Below are 23,059 nucleotides of genomic sequence, written 5' to 3' on the forward strand. Positions count from 1 at the left end.
GGCTTAGACCTCGATGACGACGGCACCGCCCTGGCCACCACCGGCGCACATGGCCGCGACGCCGATGCCGCCGCCACGGCGGGCCAGCTCGTAGATCAATGTGGTGATCATGCGCGCGCCCGAGGCCGCGATGGGGTGACCCAGGCTGCAGCCGCTACCGGAGAAGTTCACCTTCTCCTCGTCGAGGCCGTACTCCCGACAGGCCGCGATCGGCACGGACGCGAACGCCTCGTTGATCTCCCACAGCGCCACGTCCGACGGCGACAAGCCAGCCCGTTGTAGCACCTTTCCGATCACCTTCACCGCGCCCAGACCGCAGTCCCTCGGCGGCACGCCCGCGGCGGCCCAGGCCTTGACCGTTGCCAGCACATTCAGTTTGTTGGCCGCGGCGTAATCGCTCTCGACCAGGGCCACGCCCGCGGCGGCGTCGTTGGTGCCGCTGCTGTTTCCGGCGGTGATCGAGAAGCCCTCGATCTCGGGGTGCAGCACCTTGAGGCCGGCGAGCTTCTCGACTGTGGTGTCCCGGCGCGGGTGCTCGTCGACGGAGAAGTCGACCACCGAACCGTCAATCTGGGTGATCTTGAGCGGGATGATCTCGTCGACGAACTTGCCCGCATCGATGGCCGCGATGGCGCGCTCGTGTGAGCGGGCCGCCCAGGCGTCCATCTCCTCGCGCGTGATGCCGACCGACTGCGCGGTGTTCCAGCCGACCGTGATCGACATGTCTTTCGCGGGGGCGTCCGGGGTCTCGACGTGGGTCGGCGGCATCCAGCGCTCCTCGAACTTCAGCTCCGGCCCGGGAATGCGCCAGTTCGTCAGCGGCGTCATCGACAGCGACTGCACACCGCCGGCGATCAGTACGCGCTCCATGCCGGAGCCGATCTGGGCCGACGCATTGCCGATGGCCGTGAGGCTGCCCGCGCAGTGCCGGTTGACCGACTGGCCCGGGACATGGTCCAGGCCGGTCGCGGTCGCCGCATATCGAGCTAAATCGCCTCCGCCGTAATGTGATTCGGCGAAGATGATGTCGTCGATGTCTGCCGGGTCGACACCCGAGCGGCGCACCACCTCAGGAAGCACCGCCGTAATCAGCGTCTCGGGCGGGGTGTTGACCAGCGCCCCCTTGAAGGAACGACCGATCGCGGTCCGGGCGGCTCCGACGATGACGGGTGTAGCCATGTTTTCAACCTCGCTGCGGTGGGCGGTCAGACGACGCGAATCGTATCAAATACTGTATAGGCAATAGTAATGGTCTAAATTCCGTACACCGAGCTCTGTGACGGCGCTAACAATTAAGCGGTTCGGGTAAAGACAACATCCGCCGCGTCATCCGATTCACCGACGCCGACCGCGCTTAACGGCTTTCCCGCTAGCCGAAAGTGAAACTAACTTCACGTTCGGAGCCCAGCGCGAAGCTGGCTTCACGTTCGCCGCGTAAGCGCATCGACCCGTCGGCGGTCGCTTGATAACTGGCGGTGATCGGCACATCGAAGAGCGGTGTTGGACGCGCGGCGCTCAACGGCGGGATCCTGAGTGCAGTAACCCCCGAAGCTGCCGAGGAGAACGAAATGTTCACGCAGATAAGCAAACACGCCGCATCGTTGACCAACGGTGAAATCGTCGAAGAATCCGACCTGGGTTCGATCACCCGTCTGACCGCCGATGTCTTTCCAATCCTCAAGGGCCTGTCGATCAAGCGACTGCTGATCAACCCCGGCGCGATGCGCACCCCGCACTGGCACGCCAATGCCAACGAACTGACCTACTGCGTCTCGGGCACCGCTTTGGTTTCGGTGCTCGACACCGGCAGCCGTTTCGCCTCGTTCGTGGTTGGCGCAGGCGATATGTTCCACATCGACTCCGGTTCGCTGCACCACATTGAGAACATCGGCACCGACACGGCCGAATTCATCCTCACGTTCCGCAGCGAACGTCCCGAGGATTTCGGACTGGGTGCCGCATTCGGAGCGATGACCGACGCCGTGCTCGGCAACACCTACGACCTGCCGGCCGCGGATTTTGCGGCGATCCGCCGCAGCACCGCAGACCGCGCACTGGCCGCCCGCGACGGTGACCCCGACGTGCCCGCCACCGCCTACTTCGACGACCCACACAAGTTCTCGGTCGACGGGATGACGCCGCCCGTCACCAGCGCAGTCGGGTCAGCGAGAACCGCCCGCGTGCAGTACTGGCCCGCGCTCAGGGACTTGTCGATGTACTCGTTGCGCATCCGCGAGGACGGGATGCGCGAGCCGCACTGGCACCCGATCACCGCGGAGATGGGATACGTCGACAAGGGCGCGGCCCGCATGACCGTGATGGGTCCCGGCGGCGACCTCGACACCTGGTACCTGCGGGAGGGCGACGTGTACTTCGTCCCCCGCGCCTACCCGCACCACATCGAGGTCTTCAGTCCCCTTTCCGAAGCCCCGGAGATGCACTTCTGCATCTTCTTCGATCAGCCCACCCCCGCCGACATCGGCTACCGGACGTCGATCAGCGCCTACTCACGTGAAGTGCTCGCGGCCACGTTCGACACCCACATCGACGACCTGCCCGACTTCCCGTTCACGAAGGCCGACCCGCTGATCGTCAACCGAATCAACCCGCTCGACGCGCCCGCCGTCGGGTAACGATGAAGACTCGAACGTCAAGTTGTTGAGCAAAGTCGCGTCGATCAAGCCCGACAAGCCGACGTTCACCCGGCATGAGCACAATGGGTGCCATGACCTCCATCACAGCCGCAGCTCAACGTGAAGCGCAGTCGGCCGCATATCGAACGGCCGGAATGTTGATCGGCGTCGGCACCGTGCATTTCCTGGCACCCACCCCGTTCGACACGATTGTTCCCGCCGAACTGCCCGGCAGCCCGCGGTTCTACACGTACGCATCGGGGGTCGCCGAGATCGCCACCGGTGCCTTGCTGGTGCCGCGCCGCACCCGGCGGTTGGCGGCGCTGGCAGCCGTGTTGCTTTTCGTCGGGGTCTTCCCGGCAAACGTCAACATGTGCCGGCTGTGGTGGAACAAGCCGTGGCCGATGCGCATCGCTGCCTTCGCACGGTTGCCGCTTCAGATTCCGATGATCACCACGGCATTGAAGATCATGCGTAACAGCTAGCTTCTGTCGTCACCGAGGCAGTGGCGAGCCGACCCGACGCGCGGTTCCGTCGGGATCGACCTAGGCGAATTCCCTTAAACCGTAAGCGGTATCGACTGGTTCCACGAAGCGGCCGTCGAGATCTTTCAGCGCCATCCATTCGGCGTACAGAGCGTCGGCGTCGCTGACGTAGAGATACACGCTGGCTGCCGTGCGGAGTGGATCGTGATCGGCCATTCACTGAGATGCATCGACACCGGCCAACGGTCGACAAAGCCATAACGCTCCAGACCTTCGTAGCCACGGGCATCGAACCCGAGTCGGCGATAGCGAGCCAGGGCGATATCGAGATCTTGCACGGGGACGATCGGCGATACCGTGGTGAATTCGATTCCGGGCACACCACAGTTTGTCACCTCGGAAGTACTGCCGATGTGAACGAATGCTGTCGTATGCTCCATCCGCAAACAACCTCCAAACAGCCGACGCGTGGGGTGCAGAACGCATATCGAGTCGACTCAAGCGGAAGGGGCACCAACGATGCGCCAATTCCCAGTCGCCGTCGCCGCCATCGGGTTGCTGGTCGCGGCCTGCGATAGCAACGGGGGCGGCACTGGCAGCACACCCGAAACGAAGATCCCCACGACCACGTCGAAGCAAGCGCTGGCGCCGGCCGCGCTCCCGGATCTCTTGCTCGGTCCGGACGACATCGACAGTGCTCTGGGAGTTACTGGTTGGCGCACCGACAAGGCGTCCGACTCGCTGCAAGAAGACCCAACCGTCGGCTTGGGCCCGAAGGGATACCGGTTCCCCGAAGAATGCTTGTACATAATCGGTCCCGGCCTCGCGCCGGTCTATTCCAACAGCGGGAGCAGTGCGGTTCGCGCCCAACGGGTTGCCGCGCCCTCGGCCGGGTCAAATGGCGTGAACCCTAACGCAAACCAGTTTGTGGTGTTGTTTCCTTCCGCCCAGCAGGCGAGCGCCTTCTTCACCACCTCCACCCAGCGCTGGCCGGCCTGCGCCAACCGCCAAGACAACGTTCCCGCCGGCGATGCTGGCTCTGCGAGCGCTCAGTGGGAGGTGGGACCGGTTTCCAGCGCTGACGGAGTTCTGCGAACCACCGTGTTCATCAGCCTCACCAAGAACGGTGAGACAAAATCTCAGAACTGTCAGCGGGCGCTGACCGTGCGCAACAACGTCGTGATCGACGTCAGCGGCTGCCGCGAAAACCCGGACGGCATGGGCGTGGCCATCGCCAATCAGATCGCTGACAAAGTCGACAAACAGTAGGAGTGTCGGTGTCGTATGCTCCCTCCCGCTCCCGCAAACACCCGCTCAATTGCCACGCGGTGGAGGTGCGCGGACCGTTTTTCGAGCCGACCCCAGCAGAAGGGCACCAACAATGCGCCAATTCGCCACAGCCGTCGCTGTCGCCACTACAGGGCTCTTGCTCGCTGCCTGCGGCAGTAGCAACGGGGGTGGTACCGCTTCGACATCGTCGACTACGACGACCGCGACGGCGTCGAAGCCTCCCCTCGCGCAGGCCGCACTGGCGAACGTCTTGCTGACGCCAGCCGAAATCGACAGTGCGCTGGGCGTGACGGGGTCAAAGAGTGACAAAGTGATCGACCAGTTGAATACCGACAACCCCGCTGACTTGTTCCCCAAGGGATACAAATTCCCCGACGAATGCATTTACATCACGGGCACCGCCGAAGGCTCCGTCTACGCCGGCAGTGGCAACATCGCGGTACACGGTGAACGCGACAGCGCGTCCATTCCGGGATCGGATGACCCGGACCCAGACGTGAGCCAGGTTGTGGTGCTGTTCCCTTCCGCGAAGGAGGCAAACGCCTTCTTCACCAGCTCCGCGCAGCGCTGGCCGGCCTGCGCCAACCGCCAAGACACTGTTCCGGGCGACGCCGACACACCGGATATCGCGTGGAAGGTGGGGCCGGTTTCCAACACCAACGGGGTGTTGAGCACGTCCACGTCCGTGACCGCGAGCAGGAATGGCAAGGGCCTGTCCCAGAGCTGCCAGCGGGCGTTGACGGTGCGCAACAACGCCGTTATCGATGTCGAGGCCTGCCGCAAGGATCCAGCGAACGTGGCCGTCGACGTCGCCAATCAGATTGCCGGCAAGGTAGACAAGCAGTAAGCGCATCTCAGCCACGCGCACAAGAGATTTGAAGCGCGGTAACCAAACCTTTCGTATCCCTGATGGTCGCCCGTCGTTTACCTGACGGGTCTGGCTATGCACGGCGGTCGCGGCCTACGCTTTGCCGCTGAACTGGTCCGGCCTGCGTCTCGGTGCCGCAAACGAGACCTGGCCATATGGCCAACTCACACATAGCCTCGCAGTACATGGAAGGTCCGCTCGCGGGCGCCCATTGCACAGCGTTGAGGAGGACAGGTGAGCGCATCACGGACCGCAGCCGAGCAAGACGGCTGGCCCGTAATCCATCTCTCGGCACTGTTGCGCGCTCCGGTGGTGGCGCGGTCCGGCGAGACGGTAGGCCGGGTTGACGATGTCATCGTTCGGCTGCGCGGCGCCGAAGAGTATCCGTTGGTGACCGGGATCGTGGCTGAAGTCGGCGGGCGACCGGTATTCATCGGCAGCTCGTCCATACACGAGTACGCCTCCGACCGGATTACCTTGGACAAGAACAAGATTGACCTCCGCGGCTTTGAGCGCCGCGACGGCGAGGTTCTGCTGCGCGCCGACGTACTGGGCCACCGGTTGATCGATGTGGCCGCAGTGGAACTAGTACGCGCCTACGACATCGAATTGGAAGATACCGGCGCCGGATGGGTTCTTGCGCGACTCGATACTCGTCGCCCACCGAAGTTGTTCGGGTTGATCAAGCAGTCCCCCGGGCATGCGCCGCGCGATTGGAAAGCATTCGAACCACTGATCGGTCACGCCCGCACCGAAGCCGCGCGCCGTTTGTCCGGCCGGTTCCGCGGGTTCAAACCCGCCGAGATCGCCGACCTTCTGGAGGACGCCGACAAGGCCGAGGGCGGCGAAATCCTCGACCGGGTCCGCAGCGACCCGGAATTGGAAGCCGACGTGTTCGAAGAGCTCGACCCGGACAAGGCCACCCGGCTGCTCAACGGAATGCCCGACGACGAGGTCGCGGCGTTGCTCGGCCGCATGCGGGCCGACGATGCCGCCGACGCGATCGTCGACCTGCGCCAGTCGCGGCGCCGGCGCGTACTGGACCTAATGCCCGGCCCGCAGCGCACCAAAGTGACCACCCTGATGGGGTTCAATCCGGAAAGTGCCGGCGGGCTGATGAACGTCGACTTCGTCTCCTGCGCTGCCACCGCGACCGCGGCGCAGGCGCTGGCGCTGGTCGCCGCCGCGCGCACCATACAACCCGAGGCACTCATCAAAGTGCACGTTCTCGATCCGGACAAGCGGCTCGCAGGTGTGGTGTCGATCATCACCCTGTTGCACTCGGAGCCGACCGAAAACGTTGCAGCGCTGATGGATTCAGATCCGGTGCGGATTAGTTCGGATGCCGATCTGACCGATATCGCGCTGTTGATGGCCGACTTCAACCTCTACTCGGTGCCCGTTGTCGACGACGACGATCGTGTGCTCGGCGTGGTCACCGTCGACGACGTGCTGGAAGCCACCATTCCCGAGGACTGGCGCCGCCGCGAACCCGCGCCGCGCCCCGTCCGTGAAATCGCCCAGGCCAGCGGTGAGCGCAGCCCCCATGCGCCGACGGGTGGAGCGCAATGAGCACCGGCGAGGACCGGACTGTCCCCGCCGAGGCATCAGTTGAGCAGAAAGCGCCACAGCGCACCGCGGTGCTCGACTCCGCGCATGTGGGTGATATCGAAGGTGCCTTCGGCCGCATCAAACTCAGCGACGTCGATCATCCGCGAACGCTGAAGACCCGGCTGCTGACCCTGCTGGCCATCGTCGGTCCCGGGATCATCGTCATGGTTGGCGATAACGACGCCGGCGGCGTGGCCACCTACGCCCAAGCCGGCCAGAACTACGGCTATTCCCTGTTATGGGTGCTCCTGCTACTGATCCCGGTGCTGATCGTCAACCAGGAGATGGTGGTGCGCCTCGGCGCGGTCACCGGAGTGGGGCACGCCCGATTGATCAACGAACGCTTCGGCCGCGGGTGGGGCTGGTTCTCCGTCGGCGACCTTTTCCTGCTCAACTTCTTGACGATCGTCACCGAGTTCATCGGCATCAGCCTGGCCGCCGACTATATCGGCGTCTCGAAATACGTCGTGGTGCCGATATCGGCCGTTGCACTGGTGGCGATCATGGCAAGCGGCAGCTTCCGGCGATGGGAGCGCGCCATGTTCGTTTTCATCGCGGTTACCCTGCTGCAGATTCCGATGCTGCTGATGTCGCACCCACAGTGGGGAAATGCGGCGAAGTCGTTTGTGATGCCGAGCATTTCGGGCGGTGTCAGCTCGGACGCGGTGCTGCTGATCATCGCGATCGTTGGCACCACGGTGGCACCCTGGCAGTTATTTTTTCAGCAGTCCAATGTCGTCGACAAACGCATCACGCCCCGTTTCATGGCCTACGAACGCGCCGATACCATCTTGGGCGCCTTCGTCGTGGTCGCCGGTGCCACGGCGCTGGTGATGACCGGCGACTGGGCCGCCCGTTCCACCGATACCGTGGGCGGCTTCACCGATGCCGGCGCCATCGCTAAGCTGCTCGGCCAACACAGTGAGGCACTCGGATCGGTGTTCGCCATCGTGCTGCTGGACGCATCGATCATCGGCGCGGCCGCGGTGACCCTGGCGACCAGCTACGCCTTCGGCGACGTGTTCGGTCTCAAGCACTCGCTGCACCGCGGGTTCACCGATGCCAAGCAGTTCTATGTATCGTATGCCGCGATGGTGGCACTGGCCGCCGCGATCGTCCTGATCCCCGGCGCTCCGCTCGGGTTGATCACCACCGCGGTGCAGGCCCTCGCCGGCTTGCTGTTACCCAGCGCCAGCGTATTCCTCCTACTGCTGTGCAATGACCGGGAAGTATTGGGGCCCTGGGTAAATCGGTCCTGGCTCAACTGGGTCGCGGGGCTGATCGTCGGAATCCTGCTGTTGCTGTCTGGGATCTTGATGGCTACCACGTTGTTCCCCGACATCAACGTCGTCGCGGTCGCGGCATACCTGGCCCTGGCCCTAATCGTCCTGACCGCCGGCGCGGTGCCCGCGCTGCGCTGGATGGCGCGTCGGCAACCCGCACCGTCGCCGACGAAACTCCCGGTGCGCCCCATCGACCGCAGCACGTGGCGGATGCCGCCCCTGACCCTGCTGGAGCCGGTCACCTGGTCGCCTGGAACGCGACTGGGCATGATCGCCCTGCGCGGCTACCTGGTGGTCGGCGCGCTGCTGCTGGTAGTGAAGGCCGTACAGATCAGCCGCTGACACGATTTTGCATGCGCAGTTCCATTGGCGTCCAGGCGTTTCGGGGTAAGCCCGAACACGACCGCGCGACTTCGGTAAGAATGGGTTGCTATGTCGCGATCATTCGACGTCTTGACCGAATCGCCCGCCAGCGTTGAACAAATTCACGCGGCGTTCAGCAGCGAGGATTACTGGCTGGCCCGCATCGCGATCGGAGACGCCCCCACCACGCTGGACTCGCTGATTGTCGACGACGACGGCGCAGTGGCGGTACGCGTCACTCAGCACGTCGGCCGCCAGCTATTGCCCAGCCTGGTTACCAAGTTCTCCCCAGCCGACCTCAAACTCGTGCACGAGGAGACCTGGGAATCGGCCGGCGACGGTCAGGTACGCGGCCGGGTCAACGTCACGACGTCGCCCGGGCTGGGCGGTGGGCGCGCGGAAGCGTGGCTGGAGCCCACCGGCAACGGCACGCAGATGCGGTTCGCCGTCAAGGTCGAAGTCAAAATTCCATTGGTGGGCGGCAAACTCGAGAAGACCCTCGGAGCCGGTTTGGCCGAGAGCATCCCCGCGGTGCAGCGCTTCACCACCACCTGGATCGCCGACCACACTTAGGAGCTGTACATGCCGTTACAGCAAACTCGCGATGGGACCGTATCCGCTGTGCCGTTGTGAGTGAATGTCGAACATTTTGCGATTGATCGGCACCACCGCGATAGGTTACCTCGCCGTCACGGCGTGCGGCTCGCAACCGGCGTCAAGATCGAATGGGTCGAGCTCGGCAAAACCATCACCAATCTTGCCGAAGCCCTCGACAAAGTCACAGCGATAGTTGCGTAAGAAGGACGGCACCAACGAGTCTCAAGATGCCGCCATCGAAGCCGGCTACAGACGCATCGCTTCGAATTCCCGACGATCGATAAGTCCTTGGTGCACGAGGTCCTGCCCGCCTCGAGCAGTGGTCGCTGTTTCGTGATCGGGCCTGGTAGCTAAAGGTTCTTGCGTACGCGGTTCTCCCCCTTGTGTATTCGCGCCGATACGAGGCACTAACTACTTTCTGAGAGGGTAAGCCTTTCAGCTGCACGGTGTTAGCCGCCGTTCAGCTCGGTAGGCTACGTCGTTAGTGCAGGCGACGAACAAGGAAGACCAAATGACCCGCATACGCAAGATGACGCAGGCAGACACCAACGAGTGCGCGCGCATCTGCTACAAAGCCTTCAACGCGATTGCCGCCCGGCATAATTTTCCGTCGGATTTCCCCTCGGTACAGCATGCTCACGATCTCGTCTCGGCGTTGCAGCCTCATCCCGAATACTTCAGCGTCGTGGCCGAATCCGATGGTCGGGTCATCGGCAGCAACTTTCTCGACGAACGTTCGTCTATCTTTAGTGTGGGCCCGGTCAGCGTGGCTACCGACGCGCAGGATGGCCGCGTCGGTCGCGCCTTGATGCAGGCGGTGTTGGATCGAAGTGCGGAGCGCCAGGCATTGGGTGTGCGGCTGGTACAGGTCGCGTATCACAACCGGTCGATGAGCCTGTATACCAAGCTCGGCTTTCAGACCCGTGAACCACTTGCGGCAATCCAGGGCAAGCCACTATCGATGGAAATCAGCGGGTTCGATGTGCGCGCAGCTCAAGAAGTGGATTTGGCCGACTGCGACAAGCTCTGTTTGCAGGTGCACGGCCACGATCGAAGTGGCGAATTGCGCGATGCGATCGCGCATGGGTCGGCCAAGATTGTCGAACGCGACGGTCGAATAACCGGATACACGACCGACGTCGGTTTCACCGGCCACTCTGTTGCGGTGAGCAACGAAGATCTGATGGCATTGATCGCCAGCGCAAACGAGTTCTCCTGGAATGGATTTCTTGTTCCCTTGCGTAACGCCGAGCTGTTGCGATGGTGTTTCGAGCACGGCTTGCGGATCGTCTACATGCTGAACCTGATGGCATTGGGGTACTACCAGGAGCCGCGCGGTTCCTTCTTGGCGTCGATCGGCTACTGACGGCCGGCGGGCAGGGCGCGACCGCGGCGGGTCGCCGCGCGCTTACCGGCCGGGAATACTGGCACACCATGGACAACACGCACTGGTGGCTGCCTTGGCTACCACTCGCAGGATCAATCATCGTCTCCGCGACCGCGGTCGTCGGCGTCATGATCAACAACAAAAACAGCCAGGCCGCGATCCGGTCAGCGCGCGTGCTCGATCATCACAAATGGTTACGAGAGACGCTCTTGCAGCTCGGATCACACGCTGCCGGACATGCATTCGAGATCGACCGCCTGTACAACGCACGCTCATTCGCCACCAACGACGACGTATTCACCCAAAACATGCTCACGCTGGCAGGTGAGATCCGGCGACTATCCGCCACCGCGGATAGCCTGAGCCTCATCGGTTTTCCCGAATTGGCGGCCACCTGCGCGGAAATTCGTCACGCGGCCGACCAGGTGGTCGAACCCGCCAACGCCCATCGCGAAACCATCCGATCCTCAGCGGCCGCGCAACACGTCCAACAGACCCGCGCCGCCGTCGACGCCCAACTAGCAGCACTGGGCGAGGCCCGGAAACGATTTGTCGCCCACGCCCAGTCGACGCTCAAAGCCCACGCCCTGCTCCAGGTCGACGGCGTCTGACGGCTACCGCGACCGGCTGATCGTCATACCGGCAGCGACTGAGTCGAAGACCTGCGTGACAAGGTCGACCACGTCTTGGCGCGAGACGTCCAATTCACCGTCCAGCCAAGCGCGTAAGTAGGCGTCGGCGGCGGCTACCACACCGACGCCGAGCAGCAGCCGCTCACGGTCGTCGGCGCCGGCCGCATCCGGCAGCAAGTCGGCGACGAGCTGGGCCAGCTTGCGGAGGCCCGCTTGGCGTTCGACTTGAACCATTGGTCCGCCGGAAAACACCTCGCGAAGCTTGATACGCGCATGGCCTGGGTTGCCCTCTAGCGAGCGGCTGATGGCGTCGATCATCGCCCGCGCCCCTTCCGATGCCCCGGTGGTCGCCTCGATCGCGGCTCGGCATGCGCTGACTTCACCGTCGATCAGTTGGTCGTAGGCGGCTGCCAGTAGCGCGTCCAGATCGGCAAAGCTCTCACCGAAATACCGATCGCGCAGGCCGGCTTGACGCAGCACCGAGCGAATGGAGGTGCCGGCGTAGCCATGCTCGCCGAACAACTCGATGCCCGCGCCGACGAGTCGCGCGCGGCGCTCAGCGACCCGTTCCGCCGCGGTCTTTCCGTCGTAATCTCTCATCCGAAACTTTCTGATTGCACGTGTCCCACGATGTTAAACCCTAGCCAACCTGCGCCCTTGAGACTCTACAATGTGGGGGCAGTCACCATCTGATTGCATCTGACCCTAGATAGATGTACGTTCGACGCATGAGCTCTTCACGGCGACCTTCACCACCCGATTCGTTCGACTACGTCATCGTCGGTGCCGGCAGCGCGGGATGCGTACTGGCCAATCGACTGTCCGAGAACCCGTCAGTTCAGGTGCTGTTGCTGGAGGCCGGCCCCGAGGACACGCTGGACGCGATTCGGGTACCGGCGATCTTCGGCTCCCTGTTCGGAACGGAAATCGACTGGAATTACCGCCTCGAACCGCAGACGCACTATCAGGGCTCGACCACGTATCCACGCGGCAAGACGCTGGGCGGTTCATCGTCGATCAACCTGATGGTTTACATCCGCGGCGACCGAGCCGACTTCGACGGATGGAGCGAACGCGGCTGCACTGGTTGGGATTACGACAATGTGCTGCCCTACTTCATCAAGGCCGAGAACAACAGTCGACTCGGTGGACCGCTGCATGGACAACGCGGTCCCCTACATGTCGAGGACAGAATGTTCACACACGAGCTCTCGCACAGCTGGATCGGCGCGGCCAGTGAATGGGGCCTGGCGGCCACCGACGACTTCAACGGCGCGTCCCAAATCGGTTCAGGCTCTTATCAAGTCAGCTGCCATCAGGGTTGGCGGTGGTCGGGGGCCGATGGCTACCTGAGGCCAGCGCTGGCCCGGCCGAACCTCACCGTGCAGGTCAACGCCCACGCGACCCGCATTCTCGTGGATGGCTCACGCGCAGTCGGCGTAGCCTACCTACGCGACGACGCCGAGGCGACCGCCTACGCCGGGGCGGAGGTCATTCTCGCCGGCGGATCCATCAACTCGCCGCAACTGCTGCTGTTGTCGGGCATCGGCCCGGCCGATCAGCTTCGCGCACTGGGCATCGACGTGAAAGCCGACCTGCCGGGAGTTGGGGACAACCTGCACGATCACACGATGACCCCCATCGTCTGGGCGACTCAGGGCTCGACCGATCTGCTGGAGTTGGCCAACCCGGAAAACCTTGCGCTCTGGCAGAACCGGCGCGGCGGTCCCTTCGCATCCAACGGTGCCGAGGTGGGAGCATTCCTGTCGAGCAACGGCGGAGCCGTCCCGAACATCCAATTTATCGGTGGACCAACGTCATTCGTCGACCACGGACATTTCAGCCCGCCGCTGCCCAACTTCACCATGAACGTCGCCGTGACTCACCCGCGTAGCCGCGGTCGGTTGTGGCTGGACTCTGCCGATCCGCTGATGCCTCCCCGCATCGATCCGGCTTATTTCACCGATCCGGCAGACATCCACGAAGTCATCGCCGGACTGCGAGCGGCCATCGAGATCGCACAGCAGCCCGCGTTCAGAAAGTTCGTCAAGGGAGTGAACCTGCCCGCCGAGGCGAACCCGGATGACGCAGCCCTGGCCGCTCACGCGAGGAACTGGTCGCAGACCGAGTACCACGCGGTCGGAACTTGCGCGATGGGTGTCGACGAACGAGCGGTCGTCGACACCGATCTCAGGGTCCGCGGCATCGACGGACTTCGCGTGGTTGACGCATCGGTGATGCCCGCGATCATCAGTGGGAACACCAACGCGGCCACGGTCATGATCGCCGAAAAGGGGGCTGATCACATCAAGAACTCCCGCCGCCCGACCCCGACGTCCGCTGCTGACAGACGATCGCCACGGATCACCGCCGCCACCAAACCGAAAGCATCGTCTCAGTGAGCACAGCCAGCAGCATGAGTGTGCAGACGAGCGAACCAAAGGTAGCCGGTACATAGCAATCCGACTCGAAGGTGAGATCGGCGATGACGGCGCGCCCTCCTTCGGCCCCGCGAAGCGCACTCAGCGGTGAACGTGTACGTACCACGGTGCGTCCGGGCCTCCGCGGTTCGGTCCGAGAGCCATTCGTGGCGCTACGGGTGATCGGCCTTGAAGAACATTTCGAACTGAATGTCGTCAGGGTCCTTGAACGTCAGGACCGCACCGTATTCGCGGTCGGCGATCGGCGCATGCCTGACGCCGAGCTGCTCGAAACGCGCCAGCCACTCGTCGAGTTCGCCACGCGTGTCGACTTTGAATGCCATGTGATCCAACCCGGTACGTCGTGGGTCGAATGCCTCGCCTTGATTCGCGTCGTGCTGCTGGAACTCGATGATGGTCCGCGTGCTCGGATGCATCAACAAGATCGCGCGCCATCCGTCGCCGCCGACCCGGTCGATTTCGGTCAGGTCGAGCAGCGCGGCCCACCATCGAGCGCTGGCCTCGGCGTCACGAGCCGAGAAGGAAATGTGCGACACCCTGCTGAAAGTTGGCATAAAAATCCTCTGGACTTTGATTTGGATGGCGATGTCTCGGCGTCGGCTCGACGGGTGCAATCCCAATCATCGCGCGTTGAGTTCAACATCCCAAGTACTGCAACAGATTCCTGCGATCACGCGGTTCACGCCTGACATTCGTGCAATCCCGGCGACGGGTGGTCACTGCGGATCGCTTTATGGGCCTGGTCCATCATCAGCCCGATGATGTCGGCGGCCGGCGCGATGCGTCGGACCGCGCCCACTCCTTGTCCGGCCGGGTATACCATCGACTCCCAATCACCGCTGGTCTCGGGCGTGGGGGGCAATGCCGACCGCACCGGCAAATCGTAGGACATGTTGGCGGAGTGTGGAAAAAGCCGCGTGCGCCCGATGCTGTCGCCCTGCTGGTGCGCGGCATTGTGGGCGCTCGTCCCAGCGCTGCGCACCGCGGGAGTCGCGAGAAGCCGGTAAGGCTCATCGGGCCACTCGGGCCCGAAGGCGTTGGTGCGCAACGTCTTGCCGGACGAGTCGACGAGTCGACGCTGGTATTCGGAATGGGCATTAGCCTCCGTTGCGGCGACCAACGCGGTTCCCACCCATACTCCGTCCGCGCCTGTCCGTAAAGCTGCCGCTACCGCCGTCCCATCGGATATGCCGCCTGCCGCGAGCACGAGCATGTCGGGCCAGCTGTGCCGGATGGTCCGCAACAATGCGTGCAGCGGTATCCGCCCACGGGCATGGCCGCCCGCCTCACTGCCCTGGGCGACTATTGCGCTGACTCCGAATCCGATTGCGGTCGCGGCGATCTCCGGCGAGGAGGCTTGCATCCACACGCGTATTCCCGCCGCGCGCAGTGCGCCGACCCAGCGGGCCGGGGGTGGGTCGTGATGAAACACGACCAGCGGCACGTTCAGGCTGATGCATTCGTCGATGTGCGCGTCCGTGCTTGCGGGTCCGAGTCCGGTGTCGGCGCAGATGAGATCCACGCCGAATGGCCCAGAAGTCAGGGCGCGCAGTCGTTCCACCATGACGGCCAGGCTTTCGGGCGGATCCGGGGAGGCGCCGAGCACGCCCAATCCGCCGGCATTGGTAACCGCCGCGGCGAGCCGCTCGTGCGCGATGAACCCCATGCCCGCTCCGACGAGCGGATAGCGGATGTCGTATTCGCGGGTCAACCGCGTCTGCAGGGCGGCCGCCGAATCGCCGGTCGAATCAGTCATGGCATCTCCTCGCAGATACTCCAGATCAGACTATTTTTAAGATTAGTCCGATCTGGAGTATTGTCAACCCATGTCCCGCAAGCAGTTGAGCTCGACATCTTTTGCGATACTCGGGCTGCTCTCCATCCAGCCGTTTACGACTTATGAACTCGCGCAACAGATGGAGCGCACGCTGAGCTGGTTCTGGCCACGGGCCGCCAGCATGATTTATGAAGAGCCGAAGAAGCTGGTCGGCGCCGGACTGGCCGCCTCGCAGGTCACCTTCACCGGCAAACGGCGCAGCACCGTGTACCAGATCACCGATGCCGGACGCGCCGCGTTACGCGACTGGCTGGACGGGCCCGCCGCGGGCATGCGGATGGAATTCGAAGCGATGATCAAGGTGGCCTTCGCCGACGCGGGCGATCTGAGTCAGCTGCGCGCGACAGTGCGAGAAATCAGGGCTGACGCCGAAGCACGGCTCGCTCAAATAATGGACAGGTCAACGGAGTTCGAGACCACGGGTGGGCCGTTCCCAGACCGCCTCCCGGTCGCTTCGCTCGCCGGCAAGCTGCTGATGGGCCAATACGAAGCTCTTATCCGCTGGGCATGTTGGGCCGAGGATGCGATTGGCGATTGGACCGGCGTCACGCCGGCGACCGGCGCCGCGGTGCCACCCCATGCGTTGACCTCCGGATGGCCCGACCGGTACACCGACGACGCCCCTACGGTGGCAGCATCTCGCCGTGCGTCTCCGGCGCCAACGGAATGATGAAAAGTCCGATCACGAAAACAACCGCCGTCAGGGCGACAGGCAAGCCCAGGGTATGCGTGTGCAGCACTGCCGCCCCGAGCAAGAAGTTCACGCCGGCACCGACAAAGCGGCCAAAGGACGTGCAGAACGCAAACGCCGTTGCGCGCACACGTGTCTCGAACTGCTCGGGTAACCAGAGGCTGAAGAGCGCGAAGTTGCCGCCGAAGAAACCCAGCACGAACAGCCACGCGATAAACGGTCCGAGGCCGCTGGGCAGATAGAACGCCCAGCCAAAGCTGCCGGCAATCGCCACCGCCATCCCCGCAAAATAGAACGCTGCGGTCTTCCTGCGTCCGACGCGCTCCGCGATCACGGGCAGGACGAGACAACCCAGGATGGTCCCGATCGACAACAACCCAGTGGCCCACGAAGCGGTTCTGGTCGCATCGCCCTTGCCCAGACCCGCCTTCTGCGCCAGCTGGATCACGGCCGTCGGCTCGTACACCGTGCCCGCCCACAAACCCACGATCGCGATCGTCACCAGCGCACACGCCACCCAGGTGCGACGCCGATAGCGCGCGCCGAGAATTTCGCGCAACGGGTTCACGCGGGCCTTACCTTCCCCCTCCGCCCGCTGCCACTTCTCGGTCTCCTTCACACGCGTCAGGATCGCGATCGCCACAACAATCGGTAATGCTCCCGTGAGAAACATTGCGCGCCAACCGAAATGGACACCGACCGTGTAGTTGAGCGCTGCGGCCAGGAAGAAGCCGGCGTAGTAACCGGTCTGCAGGTACCCTGCGCCCATCTTGCGCCGGTCCTCCGGCCAGGCCTCAGCCACATAGGTCCCGGCGAGGGCCCATTCGCCACCGATCCCGACACCGGCGATGAAGCGGAAGCTGGCAAGCTCCCAGACGTTTTGCGCCATGGCCGACAGCCCGGTGAAGATTGCGAAGGTGAAGATCGTCGCCGCCAGCACCTTGGTGCGCCCGAAGCGGTCGGCGATCGGCCCCCAGATGAACGAGAGACCCCAGCCGACGAGGAACAGGGCGAACAGGATCGACCCCACCAGCCCGACATTGGCCGGCGTCGCGGCGACGCCCGATCGCGGCAACAGCTCGGTCAGCGCGGGCGTGAGCACCAGCGCGTAGATGAACGAATCCATCCCATCAAGCGTCCAGCCCGTCCATGCCCCCCAGAACCCCACGATCTGGGAGCGACTGAGCGGCGTGCGGTGACGTACTGGCACCGCACGTTCCGTCGTTGAACTCATATCGCGCCTCCGGGCTGCGCCGCCTTGGCTCGCGAAGTGGACTAAAGCGAGTACATAATTATATATAATATAGTGATGACGAGCGCAACGAAACGTTCCTTCCTAGTCGGTCCGGCGGCCGCGCTACCGGCGTCGCTATCGTTGGCGGAGCGCGGCAGCACGTCGCGGATGATCGCGAATGCGCTACGCGCGGCAATTGTCGATGGCACCCTGGCGCCCGGCACTCCATTGCGCCAGGATGCGATCGCGCGGCACTTCTCTGTCAGTGCAATTCCGGTTCGCGAAGCCCTGCGCCAGCTCGAAAGCGAAGGATGGGCAAAGGCCGAAATCAACAAGGGCGCCACCGTTGCTCCGTTATCGGCCGAGGAAGCACGGGAAATCTATGAAATCCGCGCCGCGCTCGAAAGTCTCGCCATTGGACTGGCCATACCCGCTCACACGCCGGCTTCACTGCGGCATGCCACGGCACTCTGCAAGGCGGCGGCAGCCGAAACCGATGCGTCGCTCTACGTGGCCCGCAACGAGGCTTTTCACCTGAGTCTCTACGTGCCCGCCGCGCGGCCACAGCTCTTCGACATGATCCGAATGCTGCACGGGCGCGGCGAACGCTATCTCCGGCTCAAGTTCGGGCTGCCCACGTACAAGCGTGCGTCCGACCGCGAGCACGCTGCACTGCTCAAGGCTGTTCGTCAGCGCGACGTCGGCACTGCGCAATCGCTGGTCACCGAGCATCTCCTCGACACCGGCAACCTGCTCCATCGTTTCCTTTCCGAAGCGAACGACCCACCCGGCAAGGAATAGCCATGCCGGACACCGACGAGCCGGCCTGGCCCGAGGCCGCGGAAGGTGAGCGATAAGCGATTCGCGTCGACGGCCGGACCAGCGGTGGTGCGTACGCGATCAGCGAGTCGCTAGCCGCCCCGGGGTGCGCCGTCCCGACCCACCTGCGCCGCAACGAGGACGAACACTTCTTGATTCTCTCCGGCCGATATCGAATCACCCTCGACAACAAGCTTTTTGATGCCGCCCCAGGCACCCGCATTACGGTGCCCGTAATGCGGGTCACGGCTGGAAGAACATCGACCGCGCGGAAGCAGACCGCTGGTCACACCGGGAGTTGAGCAGATTGCCGACCGGGTAAAAGACGCGCCGACTACGCAGATCCCGAAGCTCGCTGCGCAATTCGGTTGCCTGATACTCGGACCTCCCGTCGCCTGGCGCGCGATGCGCTGCGCCTCCCGCACGGCGACACCCGAGAAATCCAGTCCGGTGGTGTGCGCACCTTTGAGCGCATTGCCGTTGTCCCCGTGCCTAAATGGCATTGTAGGTGGACGACCTGGCGGCCCTCCAGCGGGCCGAGATCACGCGACTCGAACGGCGCAAAACCTCGTCGGGTCGCGGTCGTCTACTCCGCAGAAGTCGCTACGCGCGTAGATCGGTGCGCAAGCATCCCAATTACGCATGTTTGCAGCTATTTTCGCCTGCATATCTTCGTCGAACGCGGTCCAACTCTGCCGTAACCCGGTCGTCTAGACCATACCGCTTCGCGCGTTGTCTCGATCGCTACGCGAAGTGGCTGTTCTGAATTCGCGTCGCCTAACCATGACGATGATGGCCACCGACACGCTGCGATACATTGAGTATTCGCCTACTGGGTTCAACGCGGAACGAGGCCATCATGGGATTCATCACGCCGGACCTTCCAGACGTCGATCACGACACCTGGCCCACGCTGCCTCGATCCACGAGGATGCAAGTGGTGACTCGGCATTGGGTGGACCACGGCTTCGGCACCCCGTCGGCGATTTATCTACTGTATGTGCTCAAGATGGCCGCGTACGCCGGTGGCGCCGCGGCGGTCATCTCGTTAACCCCCGGTCTGGGCGGCCTGGATCGAATCGGCGTCTGGTGGACGCAACCAATCGTCTATCAGAAGGTCGTGGTCTTCACTCTGCTGTTCGAGGTCCTCGGCCTGGGCTGCGGGTCGGGTCCACTCACCGCAAGGTTCTGGCCCCCAATCGGGGGGTTCCTCTATTGGCTGCGGCCCAACACGATTCGTCTGCCACCCTGGCCGCGGGTAGTCCCGTTCACGCGCGGCGATGGTCGCACGATCGTCGACGTGGGTCTCTACGTCATCGTATTGGGCTCCGGCATCTGGGCGCTGCTGTCGCCGGGCCGCGGCGGGCCGGCGACCCCGGCCGGCGATGTCGGCCTGCTCAATCCCGTTGTGTTGGTCCCGGCGATCATCGCGCTGGCGCTGTTGGGTTTGCGCGACAAAACGGTCTTCCTCGCGGCGCGCGGCGAACACTACTGGCTGACCCTGTTCGTGTTCTTCTTCGCGTTCACCGATCAGATCGCCGGCTTCAAAATCATCATGCTCGCACTGTGGTGGGGTGCGGCGACCTCCAAGCTCAACCATCATTTCCCCTATGTCGTGGCGGTAATGACGAGCAACCATCCGCTCTTGCGGAGCAAATTGTTCAACCGGGTAAAACACCGGCTTTACCGCGACCCGGTCAATGACCTTCGTCCCTCGTGGGTGCCGAAAGTCATGGCACACGTCGGCGGCACCACGGCCGAATTCCTGGTGCCCTTGGTTCTGGTCTTCTTCGCGGACGGGCACCGCTGGGCGTGGTTCCTGATCGCCTTTATGGTGATCTTCCACCTCAACATCATTTCCAACCTCCCGATGGGAGTTCCGTTGGAGTGGAACGTATTCCTGATCTTCTCGCTGTTCTATTTGTTCGGGCACTACAGTGCGATCCACGCGACCGACCTGCAGTCACCGCTACTGCTCGCAATCCTGCTTCTTGGGCTCGCGGTGGTGCCAATCCTGGGAAACTTTTTCCCCCAGCAGTTTTCGTTTCTGCCCGCGATGCGCTACTACGCCGGAAACTGGGCGACCAGCGTGTGGTGCTTCCGTGCGGGTGCCGAAGAAAAGATCGAAGCCAACGTCGTGAAGAGTTCGGCGCTGACCGCCAAGCAACTGGCCAAGCTCTACGACCCGGCAACGGCCGAAATCACCATTGACAAGGCCGGTGCCTTTCGATCGATGCACACTCACGGTCGTGCACTCAACGGGTTGCTCACTCGCGCCGTCGATAACGAAGCCGACTACCGGATGCGCGAGGGCGAAATCGTCGCCGGCCCCCTGGTCGGGTGGAACTTCGGCGAAGGCCACCTGCACAACGAGCAACTGCTAGAGGCCTTGCAGCGGCGCTGCCACTTCGACGAGGGCGATGTCCGGGTGGTCGTCTTGGAAGGGCAACCGATTCACATCCAACGGCAGTGGTATCGCATCGCGGACGCCAAGACCGGCCTGATCGAGGAAGGCTACGTCAACGTCGAGGACATGTTGACGCGTCAGCCGTGGCCCGAACCCGGCGACCAGTTCCCCGTCCACCTGACCCACGACGGCGATGCCGTAAAACGGCTATCCGCAGCCGATTAGTTGCACCGTGGCGTTGGGGGACGACTCGCCGGGGCGGTAAAGCCGCCGGTGTCATCGAAGAACGCCCACGATCCGTTGTCGTCGACCTCCATGCGCCAACCCAGCTCCGAAGTATCCACGATGGTGTCGATAAACCATGCGTGTGCAGCCTCTGCGCTGTCGAAATTCTTCGCCGCGACTATCTCGCCGTGGGGGTCGATAGCTCGAAACGTGGCCATGCGTGGCAATTATCCCCTCCGATCAAGGTTTAATCGTCAGCGATTTCGACCGGCCGGACGTTTTGCCTGCTTACAACGTGCGAGTTAATTGATTCGCGAGGAGTTCAGCGAATCTGGCCGGGTCCTCGAGCGCACCGCCCTCGGCCAACAGCGCCGTTCCGTACAATAATTCCGCGGTCTCGGCGACCGTGGGATCGTCGGCCCGATTGCGGTGGGCTTCACGCAGTCCGGTGATGAGCGGGTGATCTGGATTGAGTTCCAGAATTCGCTTTCCGATGGGGATGTTTTGTCCGGAAGCCTGGTAGATGCGTGCGAGCGCCGGGCTTATCCCGAAGGCGTCGGTGATCAGGCAGGCCGGCGATTCGGTCAGGCGAGTGGATAACCGGACTTCCTTGACATGGTCGGTCAGCGTCTCTTTCAACCAGGTCAGCAGGTCGGCGAATTCTTTGTCCCGCTCCTCGCGTTCGGCGTCACTCTTGTCCTCACCGGAATCGAGGTCGACCTCGCCCTTGGCCACCGACTGCAGCGGTTTGCCGTCGAAGTCGGTCACGGTGCCCACCCAAACCTCGTCGACGGGGTCGGTGAGCAGTAGGACCTCGTAGCCCTTGGCCTTGAAGACCTCCAGGTGCGGCGACTTCAGGATTTGCTGCTGGGTCTCGCCGGTGGCGTAGAAGATCTGCTCCTGCCCGTCCTTCATGCGCTCGACGTATTCGGCGAGGGTAGTGGCGTCCTCCTCACTGTGCGTCGACGCGAACGACGAGATCTGCAGCAGGGTCTCTTGGTTGTCGACGTCGGACAGCAGGCCCTCTTTGAGAACCCGGCCGAACTGAGTCCAGAAGGTGCGATAGTCCTCGGGCCGCTCGGACTGCAGGTCCTTGATCGTCGATAGAACCTTCTTGGTCAGCCGCCGACGAATCGCGTTGATCTGCCGATCTTGCTGCAGGATTTCCCGAGAAACGTTGAGCGACAGGTCTTGTGCGTCGACCACACCCTTGACGAACCGCAGGTACTCCGGCATGAGCTGGTCGCAGTCGCCCATGATGAACACGCGCTTGACATACAGTTGGACCCCGATCTTGGCATCCCGGTTGAACAGGTCGAACGGGGCGTGCGACGGGATGAAGAGCAGGGCCTGGTACTCGAAGGTGCCCTCGGCCTTCATCACGATGACCTCGAGCGGGTCGTCCCAGGCGTGCGCGACGTGCTTGTAGAACTCTTTGTACTCCTCGTCGGACACTTCGTCTTTGGGCCTGGCCCACAGCGCCTTCATCGAGTTCAGGGTCTCGGTCTCGATGGTGACGACTTCGTCGCCACCGTCCTCTGCCGGTGGAGTGCGCCGCTCGACCTCCATCCGGACGGGCCAGGCAATGAAGTCGGAGTACTGCTTGACGAGGCTCTTGATCTTCCACTCCGAGGTGTAATCGTGGAGCTCGTCCTCGGCGTCTTCGGGTTTGAGGTGCAGGGTGACGGCGGTTCCCTGCGGGGCGTCTTCGACGGATTCGATGGTGTAGGTGCCCTCACCGCTCGATTCCCACCGGGTGGCTTGGCTCTCGCCGGCCTTGCGCGTCAACAGCTCGACCTTGTCGGCCACCATGAAAGACGAGTAGAAGCCGATACCGAACTGACCGATCAGTTCCTCCGACGCGGCCTCGTTCTTGGCCTCCCGCAGCTGCTGGCGCAGCTCGGCGGTGCCTGACTTGGCGAGGGTGCCGATCAGGCCGATGACCTCGTCGCGCGTCATGCCGATGCCGTTGTCGCGGATGGTCAGCGTGCGCGCGCCCTTGTCCACGTCGATCTCGATATGGAGGTCAGACGTATCGACGACGAGGTCCTTGTTGCGGAATGCCTCAAGCCGAAGTTTGTCCAGTGCGTCGGAGGCGTTCGAGATCAACTCCCGCAGAAACGAGTCCTTGTTGGAGTAGACCGAGTGGACCATCAAATCAAGGAGTTGCCGTGCCTCGGCCTGAAACTCCAACTGTTCAACACCCGCATTCATGAGATAAGAATCTACCGAGCTGAGGATCGTTGATGTCGCGAG

Annotated in this window: 21 protein-coding genes and 1 pseudogene; 13 read left to right on the forward strand and 9 right to left on the reverse strand. The window is 63.2% G+C overall.

Annotation, left to right across the window (positions count from 1 at the left end; translation table 11 throughout):
• Positions 1-3 precede the first annotated feature (3 nt).
• Both OK015_RS18635 and OK015_RS18640 read right to left on the reverse strand, forming a co-directional pair.
• Positions 4-1,179, reverse strand: coding sequence for a thiolase family protein (locus OK015_RS18635; RefSeq protein ID WP_268125265.1), 1,176 nt, complete (start codon positions 1,177-1,179; stop codon positions 4-6).
• 190 nt (positions 1,180-1,369) lie between these two features.
• Entirely contained in the window at positions 1,370-1,576 is a 207-nt protein-coding gene (locus OK015_RS18640; RefSeq protein ID WP_268125267.1) for a hypothetical protein, read from the reverse strand.
• Here OK015_RS18640 and OK015_RS18645 point away from each other — a divergent pair.
• Positions 1,569-2,633 (forward strand): cupin domain-containing protein, encoded by a 1,065-nt coding sequence (locus OK015_RS18645; RefSeq protein ID WP_268125269.1) that lies wholly within the window; start codon positions 1,569-1,571, stop codon positions 2,631-2,633. The two genes, OK015_RS18640 and OK015_RS18645, sit on opposite strands and share 8 nt — an antisense overlap.
• 92 nt (positions 2,634-2,725) lie before the next feature.
• Positions 2,726-3,118, forward strand: coding sequence for a DoxX family protein (locus OK015_RS18650; protein WP_268125271.1), 393 nt, complete (start codon positions 2,726-2,728; stop codon positions 3,116-3,118).
• Positions 3,119-3,178: 60 nt separating this feature from the next.
• Here the strand turns inward: OK015_RS18650 and OK015_RS29070 are convergent.
• A pseudogene (locus tag OK015_RS29070) lies at positions 3,179-3,489 on the reverse strand (bleomycin resistance protein).
• A 148-nt stretch (positions 3,490-3,637) separates the two neighbouring features.
• Between OK015_RS29070 and OK015_RS18660 the strand changes: the two are divergent.
• From OK015_RS18660 to OK015_RS18690, 7 genes are all read left to right on the forward strand, one after another.
• Complete coding sequence (locus OK015_RS18660) at positions 3,638-4,387, forward strand: sensor domain-containing protein (protein WP_268125275.1); 750 nt, start codon at positions 3,638-3,640, stop codon at positions 4,385-4,387.
• Between the two features lie 112 nt (positions 4,388-4,499).
• Entirely contained in the window at positions 4,500-5,255 is a 756-nt protein-coding gene (locus tag OK015_RS18665; protein WP_268125277.1) for a sensor domain-containing protein, read from the forward strand.
• Positions 5,256-5,510: 255 nt separating this feature from the next.
• The gene (locus OK015_RS18670) at positions 5,511-6,848 is read left to right on the forward strand and encodes a magnesium transporter MgtE N-terminal domain-containing protein (protein ID WP_442791129.1); all 1,338 of its coding nucleotides are present in this window, start codon (positions 5,511-5,513) and stop codon (positions 6,846-6,848) included.
• The gene (locus OK015_RS18675; RefSeq protein WP_268125279.1) at positions 6,845-8,512 is read left to right on the forward strand and encodes an NRAMP family divalent metal transporter; all 1,668 of its coding nucleotides are present in this window, start codon (positions 6,845-6,847) and stop codon (positions 8,510-8,512) included. Before OK015_RS18670 ends, OK015_RS18675 begins: the two co-directional genes overlap by 4 nt.
• A 90-nt stretch (positions 8,513-8,602) precedes the next feature.
• Positions 8,603-9,106 (forward strand): DUF2505 domain-containing protein, encoded by a 504-nt coding sequence (locus OK015_RS18680; RefSeq protein WP_268125281.1) that lies wholly within the window; start codon positions 8,603-8,605, stop codon positions 9,104-9,106.
• Positions 9,107-9,641: 535 nt separating this feature from the next.
• On the forward strand, positions 9,642-10,496 hold the full coding sequence (locus OK015_RS18685; protein WP_268125283.1) for a GNAT family N-acetyltransferase: 855 nt from the start codon (positions 9,642-9,644) through the stop codon (positions 10,494-10,496).
• Between the two features lie 68 nt (positions 10,497-10,564).
• Positions 10,565-11,128 carry a hypothetical protein gene (locus OK015_RS18690; protein ID WP_268125285.1) on the forward strand — a complete coding sequence of 188 codons (564 nt, stop codon included), beginning with the start codon at positions 10,565-10,567 and terminating at the stop codon, positions 11,126-11,128.
• A gap of 3 nt (positions 11,129-11,131) precedes the next feature.
• On the opposite strand, the gene OK015_RS18695 is transcribed toward OK015_RS18690, so the two are convergent.
• Positions 11,132-11,749, reverse strand: coding sequence for a TetR/AcrR family transcriptional regulator (locus tag OK015_RS18695; protein ID WP_268125287.1), 618 nt, complete (start codon positions 11,747-11,749; stop codon positions 11,132-11,134).
• Positions 11,750-11,877: 128 nt separating this feature from the next.
• On the opposite strand from OK015_RS18695, the gene OK015_RS18700 reads away from it, so the two are divergent.
• Positions 11,878-13,551 carry a GMC family oxidoreductase gene (locus tag OK015_RS18700; protein ID WP_268125289.1) on the forward strand — a complete coding sequence of 558 codons (1,674 nt, stop codon included), beginning with the start codon at positions 11,878-11,880 and terminating at the stop codon, positions 13,549-13,551.
• 191 nt (positions 13,552-13,742) lie between these two features.
• Here the strand turns inward: OK015_RS18700 and OK015_RS18705 are convergent, their stop codons facing one another.
• Entirely contained in the window at positions 13,743-14,144 is a 402-nt protein-coding gene (locus tag OK015_RS18705) for a VOC family protein (protein ID WP_268125291.1), read from the reverse strand.
• Between the two features lie 125 nt (positions 14,145-14,269).
• Entirely contained in the window at positions 14,270-15,346 is a 1,077-nt protein-coding gene (locus tag OK015_RS18710) for an NAD(P)H-dependent flavin oxidoreductase (protein ID WP_268125293.1), read from the reverse strand.
• Between the two features lie 70 nt (positions 15,347-15,416).
• Between OK015_RS18710 and OK015_RS18715 the strand changes: the two genes are divergently transcribed.
• A complete protein-coding gene (locus tag OK015_RS18715) occupies positions 15,417-16,097 on the forward strand; it encodes a PadR family transcriptional regulator (RefSeq protein ID WP_268125295.1) in 681 nt (226 codons plus the stop codon).
• Here OK015_RS18715 and OK015_RS18720 read toward each other — a convergent pair.
• On the reverse strand, positions 16,051-17,244 hold the full coding sequence (locus OK015_RS18720; RefSeq protein ID WP_268125297.1) for an MFS transporter: 1,194 nt from the start codon (positions 17,242-17,244) through the stop codon (positions 16,051-16,053). The two genes, OK015_RS18715 and OK015_RS18720, sit on opposite strands and share 47 nt — an antisense overlap.
• 183 nt (positions 17,245-17,427) lie before the next feature.
• Here OK015_RS18720 and OK015_RS18725 point away from each other — a divergent pair, with 183 nt between their 5' ends.
• Together OK015_RS18725 and OK015_RS18730 are read left to right on the forward strand one after the other, a co-directional pair.
• Positions 17,428-18,153: a GntR family transcriptional regulator gene (locus OK015_RS18725; protein ID WP_268125299.1), complete on the forward strand. Its 726-nt coding sequence runs from the start codon at positions 17,428-17,430 to the stop codon at positions 18,151-18,153.
• Positions 18,154-19,030: 877 nt separating this feature from the next.
• Positions 19,031-20,803 (forward strand): DUF3556 domain-containing protein, encoded by a 1,773-nt coding sequence (locus OK015_RS18730; RefSeq protein WP_268125301.1) that lies wholly within the window; start codon positions 19,031-19,033, stop codon positions 20,801-20,803.
• On the opposite strand, the gene OK015_RS18735 is transcribed toward OK015_RS18730, so the two are convergent.
• Both OK015_RS18735 and htpG read right to left on the reverse strand, forming a co-directional pair.
• Positions 20,800-21,021 carry a hypothetical protein gene (locus OK015_RS18735; protein WP_268125303.1) on the reverse strand — a complete coding sequence of 74 codons (222 nt, stop codon included), beginning with the start codon at positions 21,019-21,021 and terminating at the stop codon, positions 20,800-20,802. The genes OK015_RS18730 and OK015_RS18735 overlap by 4 nt on opposite strands.
• Positions 21,022-21,091: 70 nt before the next feature.
• On the reverse strand, positions 21,092-23,017 hold the full coding sequence (htpG, locus tag OK015_RS18740; RefSeq protein ID WP_268125305.1) for a molecular chaperone HtpG: 1,926 nt from the start codon (positions 23,015-23,017) through the stop codon (positions 21,092-21,094).
• Between the last annotated feature and the right edge of the window lie 42 nt (positions 23,018-23,059).

The organism is Mycobacterium sp. Aquia_216 (assembly GCF_026723865.1).
Classification (GTDB): Bacteria; Actinomycetota; Actinomycetes; order Mycobacteriales; family Mycobacteriaceae; genus Mycobacterium.

Excerpts from the sequence above, each read along its gene's own strand:
- OK015_RS18735 (WP_268125303.1), bottom strand. The coding sequence starts at position 21,021 with ATGGCCACGTTTCGAGCTATCGACCCCCACGGCGAGATAGTCGCGGCG.
- OK015_RS18690 (WP_268125285.1), top strand. The coding sequence starts at position 10,565 with ATGGACAACACGCACTGGTGGCTGCCTTGGCTACCACTCGCAGGATCA.
- OK015_RS18720 (WP_268125297.1), bottom strand. The coding sequence starts at position 17,244 with ATGGATTCGTTCATCTACGCGCTGGTGCTCACGCCCGCGCTGACCGAG.
- OK015_RS18650 (WP_268125271.1), top strand. The coding sequence starts at position 2,726 with ATGACCTCCATCACAGCCGCAGCTCAACGTGAAGCGCAGTCGGCCGCA.
- OK015_RS18645 (WP_268125269.1), top strand. The coding sequence starts at position 1,569 with ATGTTCACGCAGATAAGCAAACACGCCGCATCGTTGACCAACGGTGAA.
- OK015_RS18705 (WP_268125291.1), bottom strand. The coding sequence starts at position 14,144 with ATGCCAACTTTCAGCAGGGTGTCGCACATTTCCTTCTCGGCTCGTGAC.
- OK015_RS18680 (WP_268125281.1), top strand. The coding sequence starts at position 8,603 with ATGTCGCGATCATTCGACGTCTTGACCGAATCGCCCGCCAGCGTTGAA.
- OK015_RS18700 (WP_268125289.1), top strand. The coding sequence starts at position 11,878 with ATGAGCTCTTCACGGCGACCTTCACCACCCGATTCGTTCGACTACGTC.
- OK015_RS18730 (WP_268125301.1), top strand. The coding sequence starts at position 19,031 with ATGGGATTCATCACGCCGGACCTTCCAGACGTCGATCACGACACCTGG.
- OK015_RS18715 (WP_268125295.1), top strand. The coding sequence starts at position 15,417 with ATGTCCCGCAAGCAGTTGAGCTCGACATCTTTTGCGATACTCGGGCTG.
- htpG (WP_268125305.1), bottom strand. The coding sequence starts at position 23,017 with ATGAATGCGGGTGTTGAACAGTTGGAGTTTCAGGCCGAGGCACGGCAA.
- OK015_RS18725 (WP_268125299.1), top strand. The coding sequence starts at position 17,428 with ATGACGAGCGCAACGAAACGTTCCTTCCTAGTCGGTCCGGCGGCCGCG.
- OK015_RS18695 (WP_268125287.1), bottom strand. The coding sequence starts at position 11,749 with ATGAGAGATTACGACGGAAAGACCGCGGCGGAACGGGTCGCTGAGCGC.
- OK015_RS18710 (WP_268125293.1), bottom strand. The coding sequence starts at position 15,346 with ATGACTGATTCGACCGGCGATTCGGCGGCCGCCCTGCAGACGCGGTTG.
- OK015_RS18660 (WP_268125275.1), top strand. The coding sequence starts at position 3,638 with ATGCGCCAATTCCCAGTCGCCGTCGCCGCCATCGGGTTGCTGGTCGCG.
- OK015_RS18635 (WP_268125265.1), bottom strand. The coding sequence starts at position 1,179 with ATGGCTACACCCGTCATCGTCGGAGCCGCCCGGACCGCGATCGGTCGT.
- OK015_RS18675 (WP_268125279.1), top strand. The coding sequence starts at position 6,845 with ATGAGCACCGGCGAGGACCGGACTGTCCCCGCCGAGGCATCAGTTGAG.
- OK015_RS18685 (WP_268125283.1), top strand. The coding sequence starts at position 9,642 with ATGACCCGCATACGCAAGATGACGCAGGCAGACACCAACGAGTGCGCG.
- OK015_RS18665 (WP_268125277.1), top strand. The coding sequence starts at position 4,500 with ATGCGCCAATTCGCCACAGCCGTCGCTGTCGCCACTACAGGGCTCTTG.